The organism is Pseudomonas putida (assembly GCF_050990305.1).
In the GTDB taxonomy this organism is placed as follows: domain Bacteria; phylum Pseudomonadota; class Gammaproteobacteria; order Pseudomonadales; family Pseudomonadaceae; genus Aquipseudomonas; species Aquipseudomonas putida_AH.
On the sequence record NZ_CP158817.1, the window covers coordinates 303505 to 321227 of the forward strand.

The window sequence follows — 17723 nt, forward strand, 5'->3', positions numbered from 1 at the left end:
AGGCACTCTTGGGTACGCCATGGATTTCGGTAGCCAGACATGCTTAAACGCTTTCTTCTCGTCCTTGCCAGCGCTTCTCTGTTATTGATCAATGGAGCTCACGCTAAAGACAGTCCCGACACCGACATGGTGTTGCTGACTGAAAATTTCCCACCGTACAACATGGCGAAGAACGGCAAGAACTTCGCTCAGGACGAGAACATCAATGGCATCGCCACGGACATCGTCCGTGAGATCTTCAAGCGCGCCGACATTTCCTACAGCCTGACGCTGCGTTTCCCTTGGGAGCGAATCTACAAACTCACCCTGGAAAAACCCGGTTATGGCGTGTTTGTCATGGCGCGGCTGCCTGATCGTGAGAAATTGTTCAAATGGGTCGGCCCGATTGGCCCGGACGACTGGATCATGCTGGCCAAGGCTGACAGCAAGATCACCCTCGAAACCCTGGACGATGCGCGCAAATACAAGATCGGCGCCTATAAGGGCGACGCGATTGCCGAGACGTTGACCAAACAGGGCTTGAACCCGGTGGTTGTGCTGCGCGATCAGGACAACGCCAAGAAACTGGTCAACGGGCAGATTGACCTGTGGGCCACCGGTGACCCGGCCGGCCGTTACCTGGCAAGGCAGGACGGCGTGACCGGGCTCAAGACGGTGTTGCGCTTCAACAGCGCTGAACTCTATCTGGCGTTGAACAAGGAAGTGCCGGATGAAGTCGTTGCCAAGCTACAGGCGGCTCTGGATCAGCTGCGCAAGGAAGGTGGCGTGGACGACATCATGGCGCGGTATCTGTAACGACAGGTTCTACTGGCTGCTGCGTAGAAGTGGGGCTGCTGCAGTCTGTTTCCGTCGTGTACTCGGTCAGGTGCAGGCTGTCGATGTCGGTGTAAAGGACGTTGTTGGCCACTTGGGTGCCGTCCTCGCGCAACAGCTTGTAGTCACTTTCCATCACATAAACCGCCAGACTGGTTTTTTTCGCGATGCGAGTGATGACTTCCACGGCAGCGGAGGTTGTCCAGCCGATGTGCGAGGTTTCAGTGTGCGTGAACGCCTTGCTCAGTTTCGCCGAGAAGTGCAGTGAAGAGGACAGCAGCACATGCAGGTTCATTGGGTTTGACACGTAGAGCGGCCACTCGGACACGACCCTGATGGTGGTGGCGTCAGTGAACCCTTCCAGCGATTCAGCCCTCTGCACGCGTGGTGCAGTCCATTTGAAGGTCCGACCGGCTGTGCCGGTATTGTGGCCATGCCCGACAAGCACGTAGCGATCCGATCTTTCCAGTCGGTAGTGCCGTGATGTCTGGAATTGATCGAGAGGCGACAGGTTGGGATCAATGACCGTGAACCAGGGAAGTCCGGCCGTTTGAGTGATGGTGGCCAACTCGGTTCCGGGCAATTCATGCCCGGAGAGAGCGGGTGGCGCGGGCGGGGTAGAGATTTGAAACGGTATTTGCATTCGCAATGAGTAGACGATGGTATCGGCTGCGGGCCTGCGATGGCTATTGGTGCCGATAAAGGTGCCCGGTGAAAAGTAGATCTCCCCCGCTTCGGCGCTTGGCGGTTCGATACCCCAGGCGCTGAAGTCCTGCTTGGCGCCACTGCCACTGTCACTCCAAATCCTGTTGCTGACACTGGACGCGATCACCAGATCCTCCCGGACACATCGCACCGTATTGGACAGCGGTTTGTCACGTCCATTGGAGCAGACCATTCCCAATGCCACATAACCGGTGGGAGGAATGGGGCGCCATATCGTGCAGTCAGCGTCGGCACCTGAACTCGAATCTTTCCAGACCCGTTCAAAGTCCTTGGGCGCGCTGAGTGCTTTGCCTTTCGACTTATCTTCATCCGCTGTTGGGTCTTCGCAAACCACGGCCACGATGGTGTTTCCATTGATGTTGTCGAATCCGTTGGCGGCGAAATCGCCGAGTGGAAAATACCCTGGCAAGGCATCGGGAGCGGGGGCCGGACGCCAAAAGCTTCCAGGTTCGGAAGCGGAGCCTTTGCTGTCCCAAATGCGGTGGAACTCGGTGGTGAAGTTGATCAACAGATTACCGAGCTTTATCGGTGCCCTTTGCTCTGTGGGCGATGTTGCGTTTTCGCTGGTTTGCATACGTGTTCCTGATAGCTCAAAGGTGACTTTGGGAAGTCACGGAGGGTTGAGCGCTTACTTTCAGGAGTCGGGGTAGGGACCGGGCGGTAATTATTTATCGATGCTTGGCAGGGCTTATCGGTAGATACCGTCTTTACCATGGGCGGCTGTGGCGCGATTGCCGCGCACACTGATCATCTGTCGGATATCGATCCACTCAATCCCTTGCGCCTTGAGTTTGGGCAATTCCCGCTCCAGCACCGCCAATGTCTGTGGATACGGATGGCCGATCATCACCGCCGACCCCTGCTTGTGCGCCAGGCTGATCGCAGTCTGCAACTGGGTGTAGATCGCCGATTCGGTGCGCTCGTCATCGAGAAATACATCCCGTGAAACGCTTGCCAGATCAATCTTTTGTGCCTGTTGTGCCGCCACAGTCTGCGCACTGGTTCGGCTGTCGACGAAGAACTTGTGCCGACGTTGCAACTCAGCCATCAACCACGCCATCGCTGCCGGTTGCGCAGTCATCCGGCTGCCCATGTGGTTATTGATGCCGGCGGTGTAGGGCACCATTTTGAAGGCGGCGTTGAGGCGCCTTTCGAGCTCTTCAATGGGTAGCTCAGGGTGCCAGGCGAACGGGCCGGTGGCTGGGTCCATGGGCATGTGCAGGATGACAATCTTGCCGGCACGATGGGCTTCGCGGGCAAACTCGGTGGCGTGGGGCGTGTCGGGCATGATCGCCGTCGTGACCGGGCCGGGGAGGGCCAGCACGCGGCGATCCCTGGGCAGGCTCTGCCCCAGGTCGTCGATGATCAGCGTCAGGTACGCCTTGCGAGGTGTCGACCCAGCGGGTTCGGCGTGAACCGTACCCGCCAGGCAGCACAACAGTACGAGGATGGCGCGCAGAATCATCCTCAACGGCCGGAGGTGATGCTCAGCCCTTTAAGCAGGCTCAGGGCCTGAGCCAATTGGTAATCGTCATCCTGTGGCATGGCCTTGGCCTTGCTGCCGGAACCGGTCGGTTTGTCGGCGCCGCCGTTGCCATTGCCCAGGTGACCTTGCAGGTCGGCTTCCTTGAAGTAGTCGCTGTCCTGCTCGCTGGTGATCTTGGCTTTGCGCACTTCGATATCCGGAACAATTCCCTGGGCCTGAATGGAGCGACCGTTCGGCGTGTAGTACAGCGCGGTGGTGATCTTCAAGGCGCGTTCGTTGTTCAGCGGCAGCACGGTTTGCACCGAGCCTTTGCCGAAGCTGGTGGTGCCCATGACCACTGCGCGTTTTTGATCCTGCAGGGCGCCGGCGACGATTTCCGAAGCCGAGGCGCTGCCGCCATTGATCAGGGTGACCATTGGCACGGCTTCGCTTTCGTCCTTACCGGTCGCTGAGAAGCGCAGTTCGGAGTTGGCGATACGGCCCTTGGTGTAGACGATCAGGCCCTTGGTGATGAAGTGGTCGACCACCTCTACTGCTGCCTGCAGCACCCCGCCCGGGTTGTTGCGCAGGTCAAGGATGATGCCGTTGAGCTTCTTGCCGTTGTCCTTGCGCAGCTTGGCCAGGGCCTTTGAGACCTCTTCGCCGGTCTTGACCTGGAACTGGGTGATGCGGATGTAACCGTAACCCGACTCCAGCAGCTGGCTCTTCACGCTCTTCACCTGGATGATGGCGCGGGCCAGGGTCACGTCGAAGGGTGTGCCGCCGTCGCGTACCAGGGTCAGGGTGATTTTCTGGCCGATCTTGCCGCGCATCTTGTCCACGGCTTCGGTCATGCTCTGGCCACGGGTCGGCTGGCCGTTGATCTTGACGATGAAGTCACCCGCTTGGATGCCTGCCTTGGAGGCCGGGGTGTCATCGATGGGCGACACCACTTTGATGAAGCCGTCTTCGGCACCGACTTCGATGCCCAGGCCGCCAAACTCGCCGCTGGTGCTTTCCTGCAACTCGGCGAAATCTTCCGGCCCCAAGTAGGCGGAGTGCGGGTCAAGGTTGCTGAGCATACCCTTGATGGCGTTTTCCAGCAGGGTCTTGTCGTCCACCGGCTCGACATACGCGGCTTTGATCCGGTCCATGACCTCGGCGAAAGTGCGCAACTCTTCCAGCGGCAAAGGCGCCTTGGTGGTCGCAGCAGTGCCCGCAGGCGCGACCGCCGGGGTCGGTTGAGCGGCAAACGCCAGGGGCGCGCCGATCACCAGGGCGATCGTCAGGGCCAACGAGGTAAGGCGGGACAAATGCAGCATGTCGAACGAACTCCTGAATTAGGTGGCACGCTTATCCTTGCGTGCGGCACCATTGCGCCGGGTCACTCGGGTGACCCTGCTGACGAATCGCAAAATACAGCGCTGGCGTGTCCTGCCCGCCACTGTTACCGACAGTGGAGATGGACTCGCCGGCTTTCACCACGTCACCCGCAGACTTGAGCAGCGTCTGGTTGTGACCGTAAAGACTCAAAAAGCCGTTGCCGTGGTCGAGGATGACCAGCAGCCCGGCGCCACGCAGCCAATCGGCGAAGACTACCCGGCCGCCATGGACCGCATGGACCGCACTGCCTGCCGATGCGCCAATCATCACACCGTCCCACTTGGTCCGGGCGTCGTCGCCGCGGCTTTCACCAAAGCGTGCCAACAGTCGACCGTCCACGGGCCATGGAAGTTTGCCGCGGGTAGACGCGAACGGGCCGCCAAAAGTTTCGCCGGAGGCGGAAACCAGCGCGCCAGGTGTCGATTTGACCGGTTTTCGCGGGGCTTCATCGCTGGCATCTGCCTGCGCCTGAGCCTCACGTAAACGCTTTTTTTCGGCTTCCTGCTGGGCAATCAGCGCTTTTTGCCGCGCTTCTTCTGCCTCACGGGCCTGGCGGGCCAGGGTTTCTTCAATGGTTTTAAGGACTTTAGACAGGTCTGCCTGATCCTGCTCGCGGGCTGCCAGTTTCTGGTCGCGAGCCTTCACGTCGTCATTGAGCTTGGCCAAAACTTGCTGGCGCTCCTGGCGGACTTTGTCGAGCTCGTCGCGCTGGCTGTCGAGGCTGCTTTTCTGTACGAGCAACTGGGCCTGTTGCTTGGCGATGTCCTGTTCGACATTGGCCAGCTGGCGCAGGGTCTCGTTGAAGTTCTTCAGCTGCTCCAGGCGGGCCTGGCTCAGGTAGTCGTAGTAGGTGAGGGTACGGGCGAATTTCTCGGGGTTCTGCTGGTTGAGCAGCAGCTTGAGGTATTCCTGACGACCGTTCTGGTAGGCCGCTCGGGCCTGGATCGCGATCAGTCTTTGCTGTTCAGTGCGCGCGCTCTGGAGTTTTTTTTTCTCCGCATCGAGACGTTGCAACTCGGATTCGCTTTTCTTCAGCTCTTTCTGTAGGGCTTCGACCTGCTTCTCGAGCTTGCCCATTTCGGTCTCGGTGCCCTTGAGGTCTTTCTGCACGCCGGACTTCTCTTCCTGCAGCTTGCCCAGCAGTTTTTTCAGCTCGGCAATGTCCTGACGCGTGGCGTCCAACTGTTGTTGGGTTTGCGCGCGCTCGTCAGCGAAGGCCGGCTGGAGCAAGCAAGTCAGAGCAAGGGCTATCAGGACGCGAAGCATAGAGGCGGGCGGCACCAGGGAAAGGGACGGCCTAGTATGCCCGCCCCACGCTGCAAAAAAAACGCCCAATTGGGGCTGTGTGATAACTGGAACAATCGATAGGGTCAATATCATTTTGAAAACCCCATAAACCATTGTGGGAGCAGGCTTTGTGGCGAGGGGATTTATCCCCGCTGGGCCGCGAAGCGGCCCCCCGAAGAAGGGGACTGCTGCGCAGTCCAACGGGGATAAATCCCCTCGCCACAAAGCCAGCTCCCACAGGGTTTTGCAGTGTTTGGGCGAGCCGGTTTAGACGAGAATCGAAGTCCCAGTCATTTCCGCCGGTTTTTCCAGGCCCAGCAGCTTCAGCATTGTTGGCGCCACGTCCGCCAGTACGCCGCCTTCACGCACCTTGAGGTCGCGCTTGCCGACATAAATGAACGGTACCGGCTCGGTGGTGTGCGCGGTGTGCGCCTGGCCAGTGGTTTCGTCGGACATTTGCTCGACGTTGCCGTGGTCGGCGGTGATCAGCGCTTCGCCGCCAACTTTTTCCAAGGCATCGACGATGCGGCCGACGCACTGGTCCAGGCATTCGACGGCTTTCACCGCTGCTTCGAACACGCCGCTGTGACCCACCATGTCGCCGTTGGCGTAGTTGACGACGATTACATCGTAACGCTGGTTTTCGATGGCATCGACGATGCGGTCGGTGACTTCCGGGGCGCTCATTTCCGGCTGCAAGTCGTAGGTGGCGACTTTTGGCGACGGGATCAGGATGCGTTCTTCGCCCGGGAACGGCTCTTCGCGGCCGCCAGAGAAGAAGAAGGTCACATGGGCGTACTTCTCGGTTTCAGCGATGCGCAGCTGGGTCTTGCCGTTTTTCGCCAGGTAGTCGCCCAGCACGTTTTCCAGGCTGCCGGGGGCGAAAGCCGCGGGAGCCGGGATGCTGGCGGCGTATTGAGTCAGCATCACAAACCCGGCCAATTTTGGCTGGCGGCTGCGTTCGAATTCCTTGAAATCATCTTCAACGAACACGCGGGACAGTTCGCGGGCACGGTCGGCGCGGAAGTTCATGAACACCACGGCATCGCCGTCTTCGACTTTCACCGGCTCGCCGATGGACGTGGCTTTGACGAATTCGTCGCTTTCGCCGCGCTCGTAGGCGGCCTGCAGGCCTTCCTGGGCCGTGGCGGCATTGAATTCGCCCTGGCCGTCGACAATCAGGTTGTAGGCTTGGGCGACGCGGTCCCAACGGTTGTCACGGTCCATCGCGAAGTAACGGCCGATCAGGCTGGCGATGCGACCCTTGCCCAGGGCCTGGAAGGCGGCGTCGAGCAGTTCGATCGAAGATTGCGCGCTTTTCGGCGGTGTATCGCGGCCGTCGAGGAAGGCGTGCAGATAGATGTTCTGTGCACCGCGCTTGGCGGCCAGTTCGGCCATGGCGACCAGGTGGTCCTGGTGGCTGTGCACGCCGCCATCGGACAGCAGGCCCATGAAGTGCACCGCTTTACCGGCTGCAACGGCTTTATCCACCGCAGCGCAGATGGCCGGGTTCTCGAAGAACTCGCCGTCGCGGATCGATTTGGTCACGCGAGTGAAGTCTTGATACACCACGCGGCCGGCACCGAGGTTCATGTGGCCGACTTCGGAGTTGCCCATCTGACCGTCCGGCAGGCCGACGTCCATGCCGCTGCCCGAGATCAGGCCGTTCGGTACGGTAGCCCACAGGCGATCGAGCACAGGCTTTTTGGCCGCATAGATGGCGTTGGCTTCCTGGCTTTCACTATGACCGAAGCCGTCGAGAATCATCAGGACCAAAGGTTTAGGCGTGGTAGTCATGGAATCCACTCTGGCTTAAGTTAAAAGAGGCGATGGAAAAGGGAGTGGCAGTTTAAAGCGAAGTTCCTGCGCCGTCACCGCCGGACGGGGTTTGGCCCACCATAGTGGCTGTGTATACTGGCCGACATTTTAACGCCCTGGAACCTCCTTCGATGGTTGCTCACCTGATTGAATTTGCCACTAACCACTACATTCTCGTCGGTATCTTCGTCGTACTGCTGGCTTTGCTGATTGCCTATCAGATGCAAGGCGGCGGCCGCAGCCTGAGCACTGGCGAACTGACCGCTCTGGTCAACAAGGACGCCGGCGTGGTAGTGGATATCCGCCCGAGCAAGGATTACGCTGCCGGTCACATCGTCGGTGCCGTCAACATTCCCCAGGACAAACTGGCTGCCCGCATCGGCGAGCTGGAAAAACACAAGGCCAAGACCATCATCCTGGTCGATGCCCTGGGCCAGACGGCCGGTACCCACGCCCGTGAGCTGATGAAAGCCGGTTTTACCGCGGCCAAGCTGTCCGGTGGTGTTTCCAGCTGGAAAGCCGACAATCTGCCGCTGGTGAAGTGATATGAACAACGTCGTCGTCTATTCCAGCGATTACTGCCCTTATTGCTCGCGAGCCAAGTACTTGCTCGAGAACAAAGGCGTGGCCTTCGAAGAGATCAAGGTCGATGGCAAGCCTCAGGTTCGTGCCGCGATGGCTCAGAAAGCAGGACGTACATCGGTGCCGCAGATCTGGATCGGCAGCACCCATGTAGGTGGTTGTGATGATTTGTTTGCATTGGAGCGTGCCGGCAAGCTCGACGCATTGCTCAAGGCCTGAATTCCGTACCTTATAAAAGACCCAAGATCACAAGGATCTGAGATGACTGACCAACAGAACACTGCAGCTGGCGAAGAAGAATCCGCACCGCAATTCTCCTTGCAGCGCATCTACGTACGTGACCTGTCCTTCGAAGCCCCGAAAAGCCCGGCGATCTTCCGCCAGCAGTGGGAGCCGAGCGTCGGTCTGGATCTGAACACCCGTCAGAAGGCACTGGAAAGCGATTTCCACGAAGTCGTGCTGACCCTGTCGGTGACTGTGAAGAATGGCGAAGAAGTGGCGTTCATCGCCGAAGTGCAACAGGCCGGTATCTTCCTGATCAAGAACCTGGACGCGGCTTCGATGAGCCACACCCTGGGCGCGTTCTGCCCGAACATCCTGTTCCCGTACGCTCGTGAAGCGCTGGACAGCCTGGTGACCCGTGGTTCGTTCCCGGCCCTGATGCTGGCCCCGGTGAACTTCGACGCCCTGTACGCGCAAGAGCTGCAGCGCATGCAGTCGGCTGGCGAGACGCCGACCGTTCAGTAAAAGAAAGCTTCGTTTGCCCCATGAAAAAAGCGCCTTCAAAGGCGCTTTTTTCATGGGGCGAACGAAACCTTCGTGTAGGAGCTGCCGAAGGCTGCGATCTTTTGATCTTGCTTGTAAAAATCAAGATCAAAAGATCGCAGCCTTCGGCAGCTCCTACATGGAATTGTGCAGCTACTTGAAGTCGTTCTGTCGCCAGGCTTCGTAAACGGCCACCGCCACGGTATTGGACAGGTTCAGGCTGCGGCAGCCTTCACGCATCGGCAGACGCAGGCGTTGTTCGCCGGGCAGGGCGTCCAGTACCTCGGCGGGCAGTCCACGGCTTTCCGGGCCGAACAGGAATGCATCGCCAGGGGTGAAACTGACGTCGTGGAACGGCCGCGAGCCTTTGGTGGTGAAGGCGAACACCCGTGGGTGACCCAGGCTTTCCAGGCAACTGGCCAGGTCCGCGTGGCGTTGCAGAGTGGCATACTCGTGGTAATCGAGTCCGGCCCGGCGCAGGCGTTTGTCGTCCATCTCGAAGCCCAGCGGTTCGATCAAATGCAGGTGGCAGCCACTGTTGGCGCACAGCCTGATTACGTTGCCGGTATTCGGCGGAATTTCCGGTTGAAAAAGGATGACGTGAAACATGCACGGCTCCGAAGGTAAAGATGAGCGGCATTCTACGCCGCAAGCCGACCCTCGTTCGAAACAATTCCCACGGGTAATGGCTTCACTGGCGATTGTCGGGTTGATGGTGGGGCTGATGATCGGTCGCCTGACCACCCCGGACCCCAGCGAATTGCAGCAGGTCGAGGTGACGGATGACGGGCTGGTGGTGTGGTTCAACAACGAACCCAAGATCCATGGCGAGATCGTCGATGGCAGCGTTGCCCTGCTGTTGGAGGCGCAAGGTAAAGCGCAGCAGGGCCAACTCAAGCTCAACGACAAGAGCGTGAACTGGAAGGTGCGTTTGAGTGATGGAGGTCTGTTGTTGACGGCAGTGGCGGCCCGCCCTCTGCAGGGCGACTGGGCTGGTAGCGAGGTCGATGACCGCTGGCGGCTGGAGATCCATCTCCGAGAGCAATAAAAGAGGGAATCCCCGGCCTGCCTGTACCAAGGTTCCCAAAACGGCAGGGCCCGCGCATGGCGTCATGAGCCCGGTGTAAAGAGGGAATCCCCGGCCTGCCTGTACCAAGGACCCCAAAACGGCAGGGCTCGTCGCTTGTGCGTTGTGAGCCCGGTGTAAAGAGGGGAATCCCCGGCCTGCCTGTACCAAGGTCCCCGAAACTGGCGAGTGAACTGAATCACTGATGAGACTATTGCAGGGGGCGTGCCAGGTTTTAATAGCTTGAAACAGAAAGCTGCGTAGAGACGCTGAAGTCCCCGTAAACCGGGGCTTTCGTGTTTTTTCGATAGGGGTTCGATTGCGAACTCAGACGGGATTTCGGATCAGGTGCCGTGCGCGATTGCGGTTCACGGTGCATTGCGGCGGTGCACAGGGTTGTATGGTGAAAGCAAAAAAGATCGCAGCCTGCGGCAGCTCCTACAGGGTTTTGCATACACCCGTAGGAGCTGCCGAAGGCTGCGATCTTTTCGCTAGCACCTGAATCTAAAGGATGGGCTTAACCCTCATCCCCCTCATCCTCATCCCCACCATCGACCTTCATCCCCAGTTCCTTGATCTTGCGAGTCAGTGTATTGCGCCCCCAGCCCAGCAACACCGCGGCATCCCGACGGCGGCCGGCTGTGTGCTTGAGCGCGGTTTCGATCATGATCCGCTCGAAGGCCGGCACGGCGCTGTCCAGCAGACTCGACTGACCGCGAGCCAACGCCTGGTCGGCCCACTGACGCAGGGCTTGTTCCCAGTTGGTCACTGGCGCCGAATCCTGTGGCAGGCTCAGCAGTTCTGGCGGCAGGTCGCCGATGTGCACTTCACGGCCCGAAGCCATCACCGTGATCCAGCGGCAAGTATTCTCCAGCTGACGCACGTTACCCGGCCAAGGCAGGTTTTTCAGGTATTCCTCGGTTTCGCTTTTCAGCAGTTTCGGCTCTACGGCCAGCTCCTGCGCGGCACGGCTGAGGAAGTGCTTGGCCAGCGTCGGAATGTCCTCGCGACGGTCCGAAAGCCGCGGAATATGAATGCGAATTACGTTGAGGCGATGGAACAAGTCCTCACGGAATTTCCCGGCGTGCACCAGAGTTTCCAGATTCTGGTGGGTCGCGGCGATGATCCGCACATCGACTTTCACCGGCACATGGCCGCCAACCCGGTAAAACTCGCCATCGGCCAGAACCCGCAGCAGACGGGTTTGGGTGTCGGCCGGCATGTCGCCGATCTCGTCGAGGAACAACGTACCGCCGTCCGCCTGCTCAAAACGCCCGCGACGCAGGTTGGCAGCGCCAGTGAAGGCCCCTTTTTCATGGCCGAACAGCTCGGACTCCATCAAGTCTTTCGGAATCGCCGCCATGTTCAGCGCGATGAACGGCGAAGCCGCACGCGGGCTATGGCGGTGCAGGGCATGGGCCACCAGCTCTTTACCGGTCCCTGATTCGCCATTGATCAGTACGGTGATGTTGGAATGGCTCAAGCGACCGATGGCGCGAAACACTTCCTGCATCGCTGGCGCTTCGCCAATGATTTCCGGGGTGCGGGTCAGGGTTGGGGCGACTTCCAGGCCTTGCTGTTCCTGGGCGTGTTGATTGGCGCGCTTGACCAGCGACACCGCTTCGTCGACGTCGAACGGCTTGGGCAGGTATTCGAACGCGCCGCCCTGGTAGGACGCGACAGCGCTGTCCAGATCGGAATGCGCCGTCATGATGATCACTGGCAGCCGTGGGTGCTGTTCGCGAATCCGCGCCAGAAGGTCCAGGCCGCTGGCGCCAGGCATGCGGATGTCGGAGATGATCACATCCGGCTGCTGACGCGCCAGGCGACTCATCACGCCATCGGCACTGTCGAAGCTCTGCGTGGTCATGCCTTCCTGTTGCAAGGCCTTTTCCAAGACCCAACGGATAGAACGGTCGTCATCGACGATCCACACGGTTTCACTACGGCTCATGTCGATGTGGCTCCTTGTTCCAGTGGCAGAAAGATCGAGAAAGTGGTGTGGCCGGGGTGACTGTCACACTCGATCAGGCCCTGGTGCTGGCTGATGATGTTCTGGGTAATGGCCAGGCCCAGCCCGGTACCGTCCGGACGGCCGCTGACCATGGGAAAGAAGATGGTTTCCTGGAGTTCCGCAGGAATGCCCGGTCCGTTGTCGATGATTTCGATTTTGGTCACCAGGCGATGGCGCACGTGGCCGATGGTGAACTGGCGCATGGCGCGGGTGCGCAAGCTGATGCGGCCCAGGCGCAATTCGTTCTGACTGCTGATGGCTTGCATGGCGTTGCGCACGATGTTCAGCACGGCCTGGATCATCTGTTCACGATCGATCAAAACGTCAGGAATGCTCGGATCATAATCGCGCACCAAGGTGATGCAGCCCTGACTTTCGGCCTCGACCAGTTGGCAGACGCGCTCCAGCACTTCATGGATGTTGCACATGGCCAGCGATGGCAGCTTGTTGGAGCCGAGCATGCGATCCACCAGATTACGCAGGCGATCGGCTTCTTCGATGATGACGTTGGTGTAGTCGCGCAGGCTTTCTTCCGGCAGCTCACGGGCCAACAATTGCGCCGCGCCACGAATGCCGCCCAGCGGATTCTTGATCTCATGGGCCAGGCCGCGCACCAGCATTTTGCTGGTTTCCTGCTTCGACAGCTGCGCTTCTTCCTTAGTGATCCGTAGCAGGCGGTCGCGCGGATGGACTTCGAGCAACAACATCGTTTCGCCACTGCTGAGGATCGGCGTGACCGCGTAATCGACTGTCAGGGTCTGGCCGGTGAGGGCGGTGAGCATGGCTTCGCGCTTGGTGAACGGGTGGGCCTGCTGGACAGCCTGGCGCAGGGAGTTCAGCGCCTCGGTAGATTCGGTGAACAGCTCGCTGATGAATTGACCATGGCTGCGCTGGCCGCTGATGGCCAAGAGCATTTCCGCCGCCGGGTTCATGTACTCAAGGCGCAGTTCGGCATCGAGCAGGATGGTGGCGGTGGTCAGGTTGTCGAGTAGCAAACGATGCAGTGCGTCGCTGATGGTCATTCAGGACCTCTTTTGGCGCATGAATAAAGAGCTGATGCGAGGAAACTGCAAAAACCAAACCAAGGCTCCGAAAAGAAGCGTTCAACGCCTGAAACAGGCGTTTGACGCTCGATTGCGTGGCGCTCTGCCAGCTTTCGCGGGTACTTTCGAACCAAAATGGGTTGCATTTCGAGCAAGGTGCAACCTATCGCACCAATATAGTGCGCAATGCTGAACGGCGTTAGAGGAACGGCAAGATGCTGCTTTTTTCTTCGGCGGGTTTGTCGGTGAGCGGGCATTCCGGTCGTTGGCCGAAGTCATCAAGGGTGCAGGGTTTGACCTTGCGTTTCTGTGCCAAAGACATGCGTTGCATGTGGAAGGGCTGATTAGCGGTGCGTTCGACGGTTTGGCCTTGCTCGTCGAGGATCTCCATGGACAGCTGATGAGTGCCACGGTCGATATTGCTTAGCGCGAAAACCGGGCTTGGACCGGGCTCGCCGACGGGGCGGTCATCGAGCAATAGTCGATAGCGATGACCCGATTGCAGTCCTGGCTCGCTGGTGACACTGACGATGATTTCGCCGGCGGTGCTGCGTACGGTGGCATCGGGTTCCGGGCTCAATATGCGCAACAAGTCGTAACGGAGTTGCGGCTTTTTCTCGGGTTTCTTTGCCGTGCTGATGGGAGTGGTCTGCGTAGTGGACATCCGATTGCTCGGCGCCAGCGGTACAGCTTTGGCGCCGCCGGATTTTGGCTGGTCGGTAAACACTCGATTGCCTTGGGCATCGATGTACGTGAAGACATCCGCTGACGCAGGCAAGGCGAACAGGCAGGCGATCAACAGCCAAACCCTCAAGGCTTGTGCACTCGCTGCACTGTAAAGGTCACGGTGGGGCTTTGCTGGACTACGGTTTCGCCGTCGATCACTTGCACGGCGAGGCTGTGCTGACCACGGTCTATGTTCACCAGTTGCAAGGTCGGTATGTTGCCTGGCTGGCCATAAGGCTGTTCGTCCAGCAGCAGTCTGAATAGATGCAGACCTTGCAGGCGCGGCTTGATCAGCACATTGACAGTAAACGTACCGTTGTTGGCGCGCAGGGCTTCGGTGGTGGGCAGGCCGGTGAGTTCCAGTATCTCGTAGGCGGCGTGCAGTGGTTCTGTGGTTTTGGCGTCTGGCGCAGGTTTGCCGGGTGACTGCGTTTCAACGCTATTGAGCGGCGGCAGTGCGAGCGGCTGAGCCTTCACGCCATCGGGCGGTTGATTGCTGTAAGCGGTATTGCCATCGGCGTCGGTGTATTTGTAGATCTGCGCTGCGGCGGGCAGGGCGATCAGCAGCAACATGTACAGAAAACAGCGACCCATAAAATCGACCGGAAGAGAAAGCGTTGGGGTGCAGCATAGGTCAGGGAGGGTGGTCGGCCCAGCCTGTTTGTTTCTGGATAAGAGCAAAAGATCGCAGCCTGCGGCAGCTCCTACATTGGAAAGCGCTCACATATAGGAGCTGCCGCAGGCTGCGATCTTTTGCTTTTTTGGGCATAAAAAAGGCCTCCCGAAGGAGGCCTCTTGTTCACGCCGCTTGCGCAGGCGCTACCGGATTAGCAGCTGTAGTACAACTCGTATTCCAGTGGGTGTACGAAAGTACGCACCTTGATTTCTTCTTCGCTTTTCAGGGCGATGTAAGCGTCGATGAAGTCGTCGGAGAACACGCCGCCTTTGGTCAGGAACGCACGACCTTTGTCCAGCTCTTCCAGGGCTTCTTTCAGGCTGCCGCAAACTTGTGGGATCTCTTTGGCCTCTTCAGGCGGCAGGTCGTACAGGTTTTTGTCAGCGGCGTCGCCAGGGTGGATCTTGTTCTGGATACCGTCCAGGCCGGCCATCATCAGTGCAGCGAAGCACAGGTATGGGTTGGCAGCTGGATCCGGGAAGCGCGCTTCGATACGGCGGGCTTTCGGGCTCGACACGTAAGGAATGCGGATCGAAGCGGAACGGTTGCGAGCCGAGTAGGCCAGCATGACTGGCGCTTCGAAGCCTGGAACCAGACGCTTGTAGGAGTTGGTCGCCGGGTTGGTGAAGCCGTTCAGAGCCTTACCGTGCTTGATGATGCCGCCGATGAAGTACAGAGCGGTATCGGACAGGCCGGCATAGCCTTCGCCTGCGAAGGTGTTCTTGCCATCTTTCCAGATGGACATGTGTACGTGCATACCCGAGCCGTTGTCGCCGTACAGAGGCTTAGGCATGAAGGTAGCGGTACGGCCGTAGGCGTCGGCAACGTTGTGTACAACGTACTTCAGGGTTTGGGTTTCGTCGGCTTTCTTCACCAGGGTGTTGAACTTGACGCCGATTTCGTTCTGGCCGGCAGTTGCCACTTCGTGGTGGTGAACTTCGACGGTCAGGCCCATTTCTTCCAGTGCGTTGCACATGGAGGTACGGATTTCGTGGTCGTGGTCGAACGGTGGAACTGGGAAGTAGCCGCCTTTGACGCCTGGACGGTGGCCTTTGTTGCCGCCTTCCACGTCCTGGTCAGACATCCACGAACCTTGTTCGGAGTAGATCTTGAACATGGAACCGGAGATGTCGGACTTGAACTTCACTTGGTCGAAGATGAAGAACTCTGGCTCCGGGCCGCAGAATACGGTGTCGCCAAGGCCGGAGGCCTTCAGGTGTTCTTCAGCGCGCTTGGCGATCGCACGTGGGTCGCGGTCGTAGCCTTGCATGCTCGAAGGGTCGACGATGTCGCAGACCAGGATCAGGGTCGGCTCTTCGGTGAATGGGTCCAGAACGGCGGTGCTGTCGTCCGGCATCAGGATCATGTCGGAAGCTTCGATGCCTTTCCAGCCAGCGATGGAGGAGCCGTCGAACATCTTGCCGACTTCGAAGAAGTCTTCATCCAGACCGTCGCGAGCCGGCATGGTCACGTGGTGCTGGGTGCCTTTGGTGTCCGTGAAGCGCAGATCAATCCACTTGACGTCATGATCTTTAATGAGTTGAACCGACTTCGACATACTGTCCTCCGGGGTGGCTTAGGGCGGGTAGTGGATGCCCTTAAATGTTTGTGATGCCGGCGCGAATACTCTGCCAAGGCAACCTGCCTCACAAGGGAGCAAATTGCATGCCAGTGCCCCAGCATGGGTTTTTTGCCCCAAATTCACGCTTATAGAGGTGCAAAGCGCTCCAAAGCGGAAAATACCGCCCCTTAATGTAGCGTCAAAATTGAAAAGTGACCCGTTTTGGTGCGCTAAAAGGTTTCTGCACATTAACTGGTTAAACCTTGAGCAATTTCCGCTATAATCCGCGCCCCCCTTTTTCGGCAGGCCTCGCGCGCGCTGTTTCCATGAAATTAATCGTAAAAGTCTTCCCAGAGATCACCATCAAGAGCCGCCCGGTCCGGATGCGTTTCATCCGCCAGTTGGCCAAGAACATCCGTGCCGTGCTCCGTGACCTGGACCCGGCTGTGGTGGTGAACGGCGTATGGGACAACCTCGAGCTGGAAACCCGCGTCAGCGACCCCAAGGCCCTGAAAGAGATGGGCGAGCGCCTGAGTTGCATGCCAGGCGTCGCGCACTTCCTGCAAATCGACGAATACCCGCTGGGCGATTTCGACGACATCGTCGAGAAGTGCAAACAGCACTACGGTGATGCACTGGCCGGGAAGATTTTCTCGGTACGTTGCAAACGCGCCGGCAAGCACCCATTTAGCTCCATCGATATCGAAAAGTATGTCGGCAGCCAGTTGCGCCGTCAGTGCGGTGCCGCCGGTATCGACCTGAAAAAGCCTGAAATCGAAGTCCGCATCGAAGTTCGCGACCAACGGTTGTTCGTGATCCACAGCCAGCACAATGGCATTGGCGGCTATCCGCTGGGCGCGCTGGAGCAGACGCTGGTGCTGATGTCCGGTGGCTTCGACTCCACGGTGGCGGCCTACCAGATCATGCGTCGTGGCCTGATGGCGCATTTCTGCTTCTTTAACCTGGGTGGGCGTGCACACGAATTGGGCGTGATGGAAGTCGCGCATTTCATCTGGAAGAAGTACGGCAGCTCGCAACGCGTGTTATTTGTCAGTGTGCCGTTCGAGGAAGTGCTGGGAGAAATTCTCGGCAAAGTCGATAACAGTCATATGGGCGTAGTATTGAAGCGTATGATGTTGCGCGCTTCCTCCCAGATTGCCGATCGACTGCACATCGAAGCACTGGTGACTGGTGAGGCGATCTCCCAGGTGTCCAGCCAGACGCTGCCGAACCTGTCCGTGATCGACTGCGTGACCGACAAGCTGGTCTTGCGTCCGCTGATCGCCAGCCACAAGCAGGACATCATTGATACGGCCAATGAAATCGGCACCGCCGATTTCGCCCGGCACATGCCGGAATACTGCGGGGTCATTTCGGTCAATCCGAAGACGGCCGCCAAGCGCTACCGCGTAGAGCACGAAGAGAAAGAATTCGACATGGCCGTCCTTGAGCGTGCGCTCGAGAACGCCAAGCTGGTACCGATCGATCGCGTGATCGATGAATTGGGCCAGGATTTGCAGATTGAAGAAGTCAGCGAAGCGCTGGCCGGTCAGATCGTCATCGACATCCGTCACCCGGATGCCGCTGAAGACGACCCGTTGGAGCTCGCTGGTATCGAGGTACAAACGATGCCGTTTTATGCACTGAACGCTCGTTTCAAGGAACTGGACCCTACTCGCCAGTACCTGTTGTATTGCGACAAAGGCGTGATGAGTCGCCTGCATGCCCACCATTTGCTCAGTGAGGGGCATGCCAATGTGCGCGTTTATCGACCGAGCTAAGTGCCCGGGGCTGTTTG

The 17723-nt window shown here is 58.8% G+C and carries 17 protein-coding genes; 6 read left to right on the forward strand and 11 right to left on the reverse strand.

The genetic code is table 11. From position 1 onward, the window contains the following. Positions 1-39: 39 nt before the first annotated feature. On the forward strand, positions 40-795 hold the full coding sequence (locus tag ABTV22_RS01455; protein ID WP_433738223.1) for a substrate-binding periplasmic protein: 756 nt from the start codon (positions 40-42) through the stop codon (positions 793-795). Here ABTV22_RS01455 and ABTV22_RS01460 read toward each other — a convergent pair. The 5 genes from ABTV22_RS01460 to gpmI form a co-directional block, all read right to left on the reverse strand. After that, the gene (locus ABTV22_RS01460) at positions 776-2113 is read right to left on the reverse strand and encodes a Vps62-related protein (protein WP_433738224.1); all 1338 of its coding nucleotides are present in this window, start codon (positions 2111-2113) and stop codon (positions 776-778) included. The genes ABTV22_RS01455 and ABTV22_RS01460 overlap by 20 nt on opposite strands. Before the next feature lie 114 nt (positions 2114-2227). Beyond that, positions 2228-3004, reverse strand: coding sequence for a divergent polysaccharide deacetylase family protein (locus ABTV22_RS01465; RefSeq protein WP_433738225.1), 777 nt, complete (start codon positions 3002-3004; stop codon positions 2228-2230). Between the two features lie 2 nt (positions 3005-3006). After that, on the reverse strand, positions 3007-4326 hold the full coding sequence (locus tag ABTV22_RS01470) for a S41 family peptidase (RefSeq protein ID WP_433738226.1): 1320 nt from the start codon (positions 4324-4326) through the stop codon (positions 3007-3009). 31 nt (positions 4327-4357) lie between these two features. After that, positions 4358-5653 (reverse strand): murein hydrolase activator EnvC family protein, encoded by a 1296-nt coding sequence (locus ABTV22_RS01475; protein WP_433738227.1) that lies wholly within the window; start codon positions 5651-5653, stop codon positions 4358-4360. 288 nt (positions 5654-5941) lie between these two features. Further along, entirely contained in the window at positions 5942-7471 is a 1530-nt protein-coding gene (gpmI, locus tag ABTV22_RS01480) for a 2,3-bisphosphoglycerate-independent phosphoglycerate mutase (protein WP_433738228.1), read from the reverse strand. Between the two features lie 152 nt (positions 7472-7623). On the opposite strand from gpmI, the gene ABTV22_RS01485 reads away from it, so the two are divergent. From ABTV22_RS01485 to secB, 3 genes are read left to right on the forward strand one after another with little or no spacing between them, the layout of a single operon-like run. Further along, entirely contained in the window at positions 7624-8037 is a 414-nt protein-coding gene (locus ABTV22_RS01485; protein WP_110965898.1) for a rhodanese-like domain-containing protein, read from the forward strand. Position 8038: 1 nt separating this feature from the next. Continuing rightward, positions 8039-8293: a glutaredoxin 3 gene (gene grxC / locus ABTV22_RS01490; protein WP_053153180.1), complete on the forward strand. Its 255-nt coding sequence runs from the start codon at positions 8039-8041 to the stop codon at positions 8291-8293. Between the two features lie 42 nt (positions 8294-8335). Continuing rightward, positions 8336-8821 (forward strand): protein-export chaperone SecB, encoded by a 486-nt coding sequence (secB, locus tag ABTV22_RS01495; RefSeq protein WP_433738229.1) that lies wholly within the window; start codon positions 8336-8338, stop codon positions 8819-8821. Positions 8822-8992: 171 nt separating this feature from the next. Here the strand turns inward: secB and trmL are convergent, their stop codons facing one another. Next, the gene (trmL, locus tag ABTV22_RS01500) at positions 8993-9448 is read right to left on the reverse strand and encodes a tRNA (uridine(34)/cytosine(34)/5-carboxymethylaminomethyluridine(34)-2'-O)-methyltransferase TrmL (protein ID WP_433738230.1); all 456 of its coding nucleotides are present in this window, start codon (positions 9446-9448) and stop codon (positions 8993-8995) included. Between trmL and ABTV22_RS01505 the strand changes: the two genes are divergently transcribed. After that, positions 9447-9887: a hypothetical protein gene (locus ABTV22_RS01505; RefSeq protein WP_433738231.1), complete on the forward strand. Its 441-nt coding sequence runs from the start codon at positions 9447-9449 to the stop codon at positions 9885-9887. The genes trmL and ABTV22_RS01505 overlap by 2 nt on opposite strands. Positions 9888-10422: 535 nt before the next feature. Here the strand turns inward: ABTV22_RS01505 and ntrC are convergent. The 5 genes from ntrC to glnA all read right to left on the reverse strand — a co-directional run bounded on the left by ntrC (position 10423) and on the right by glnA (position 15922). Then, positions 10423-11859, reverse strand: coding sequence for a nitrogen regulation protein NR(I) (gene ntrC / locus ABTV22_RS01510; protein ID WP_433738232.1), 1437 nt, complete (start codon positions 11857-11859; stop codon positions 10423-10425). After that, positions 11856-12941 (reverse strand): nitrogen regulation protein NR(II), encoded by a 1086-nt coding sequence (gene glnL / locus ABTV22_RS01515; protein WP_433738233.1) that lies wholly within the window; start codon positions 12939-12941, stop codon positions 11856-11858. The genes ntrC and glnL overlap by 4 nt, the downstream gene beginning before the upstream one ends. A gap of 220 nt (positions 12942-13161) precedes the next feature. Next, positions 13162-13776 (reverse strand): DUF4124 domain-containing protein, encoded by a 615-nt coding sequence (locus tag ABTV22_RS01520; RefSeq protein ID WP_433738234.1) that lies wholly within the window; start codon positions 13774-13776, stop codon positions 13162-13164. Beyond that, the gene (locus tag ABTV22_RS01525; protein ID WP_433738235.1) at positions 13773-14282 is read right to left on the reverse strand and encodes a DUF4124 domain-containing protein; all 510 of its coding nucleotides are present in this window, start codon (positions 14280-14282) and stop codon (positions 13773-13775) included. The genes ABTV22_RS01520 and ABTV22_RS01525 overlap by 4 nt, the downstream gene beginning before the upstream one ends. A 233-nt stretch (positions 14283-14515) precedes the next feature. Continuing rightward, the gene (glnA, locus tag ABTV22_RS01530; protein WP_433738236.1) at positions 14516-15922 is read right to left on the reverse strand and encodes a type I glutamate--ammonia ligase; all 1407 of its coding nucleotides are present in this window, start codon (positions 15920-15922) and stop codon (positions 14516-14518) included. A gap of 329 nt (positions 15923-16251) precedes the next feature. On the opposite strand from glnA, the gene thiI reads away from it, so the two are divergent. Further along, entirely contained in the window at positions 16252-17706 is a 1455-nt protein-coding gene (gene thiI, locus ABTV22_RS01535) for a tRNA uracil 4-sulfurtransferase ThiI (RefSeq protein WP_433738237.1), read from the forward strand. Positions 17707-17723: the final 17 nt, after the last annotated feature.

What these genes read in the sequence shown, in the direction of transcription:
- ABTV22_RS01455 (WP_433738223.1), top strand. Translation starts at nt 40, where the DNA reads ATGCTTAAACGCTTTCTTCTCGTCCTTGCCAGCGCTTCTCTGTTATTG.
- ABTV22_RS01460 (WP_433738224.1), bottom strand. Translation starts at nt 2,113, where the DNA reads ATGCAAACCAGCGAAAACGCAACATCGCCCACAGAGCAAAGGGCACCG.
- ABTV22_RS01465 (WP_433738225.1), bottom strand. Translation starts at nt 3,004, where the DNA reads ATGATTCTGCGCGCCATCCTCGTACTGTTGTGCTGCCTGGCGGGTACG.
- ABTV22_RS01470 (WP_433738226.1), bottom strand. Translation starts at nt 4,326, where the DNA reads ATGCTGCATTTGTCCCGCCTTACCTCGTTGGCCCTGACGATCGCCCTG.
- ABTV22_RS01475 (WP_433738227.1), bottom strand. Translation starts at nt 5,653, where the DNA reads ATGCTTCGCGTCCTGATAGCCCTTGCTCTGACTTGCTTGCTCCAGCCG.
- gpmI (WP_433738228.1), bottom strand. Translation starts at nt 7,471, where the DNA reads ATGACTACCACGCCTAAACCTTTGGTCCTGATGATTCTCGACGGCTTC.
- ABTV22_RS01485 (WP_110965898.1), top strand. Translation starts at nt 7,624, where the DNA reads ATGGTTGCTCACCTGATTGAATTTGCCACTAACCACTACATTCTCGTC.
- grxC (WP_053153180.1), top strand. Translation starts at nt 8,039, where the DNA reads ATGAACAACGTCGTCGTCTATTCCAGCGATTACTGCCCTTATTGCTCG.
- secB (WP_433738229.1), top strand. Translation starts at nt 8,336, where the DNA reads ATGACTGACCAACAGAACACTGCAGCTGGCGAAGAAGAATCCGCACCG.
- ABTV22_RS01505 (WP_433738231.1), top strand. Translation starts at nt 9,447, where the DNA reads ATGCACGGCTCCGAAGGTAAAGATGAGCGGCATTCTACGCCGCAAGCC.
- trmL (WP_433738230.1), bottom strand. Translation starts at nt 9,448, where the DNA reads ATGTTTCACGTCATCCTTTTTCAACCGGAAATTCCGCCGAATACCGGC.
- ntrC (WP_433738232.1), bottom strand. Translation starts at nt 11,859, where the DNA reads ATGAGCCGTAGTGAAACCGTGTGGATCGTCGATGACGACCGTTCTATC.
- glnL (WP_433738233.1), bottom strand. Translation starts at nt 12,941, where the DNA reads ATGACCATCAGCGACGCACTGCATCGTTTGCTACTCGACAACCTGACC.
- ABTV22_RS01525 (WP_433738235.1), bottom strand. Translation starts at nt 14,282, where the DNA reads ATGGGTCGCTGTTTTCTGTACATGTTGCTGCTGATCGCCCTGCCCGCC.
- glnA (WP_433738236.1), bottom strand. Translation starts at nt 15,922, where the DNA reads ATGTCGAAGTCGGTTCAACTCATTAAAGATCATGACGTCAAGTGGATT.
- thiI (WP_433738237.1), top strand. Translation starts at nt 16,252, where the DNA reads ATGAAATTAATCGTAAAAGTCTTCCCAGAGATCACCATCAAGAGCCGC.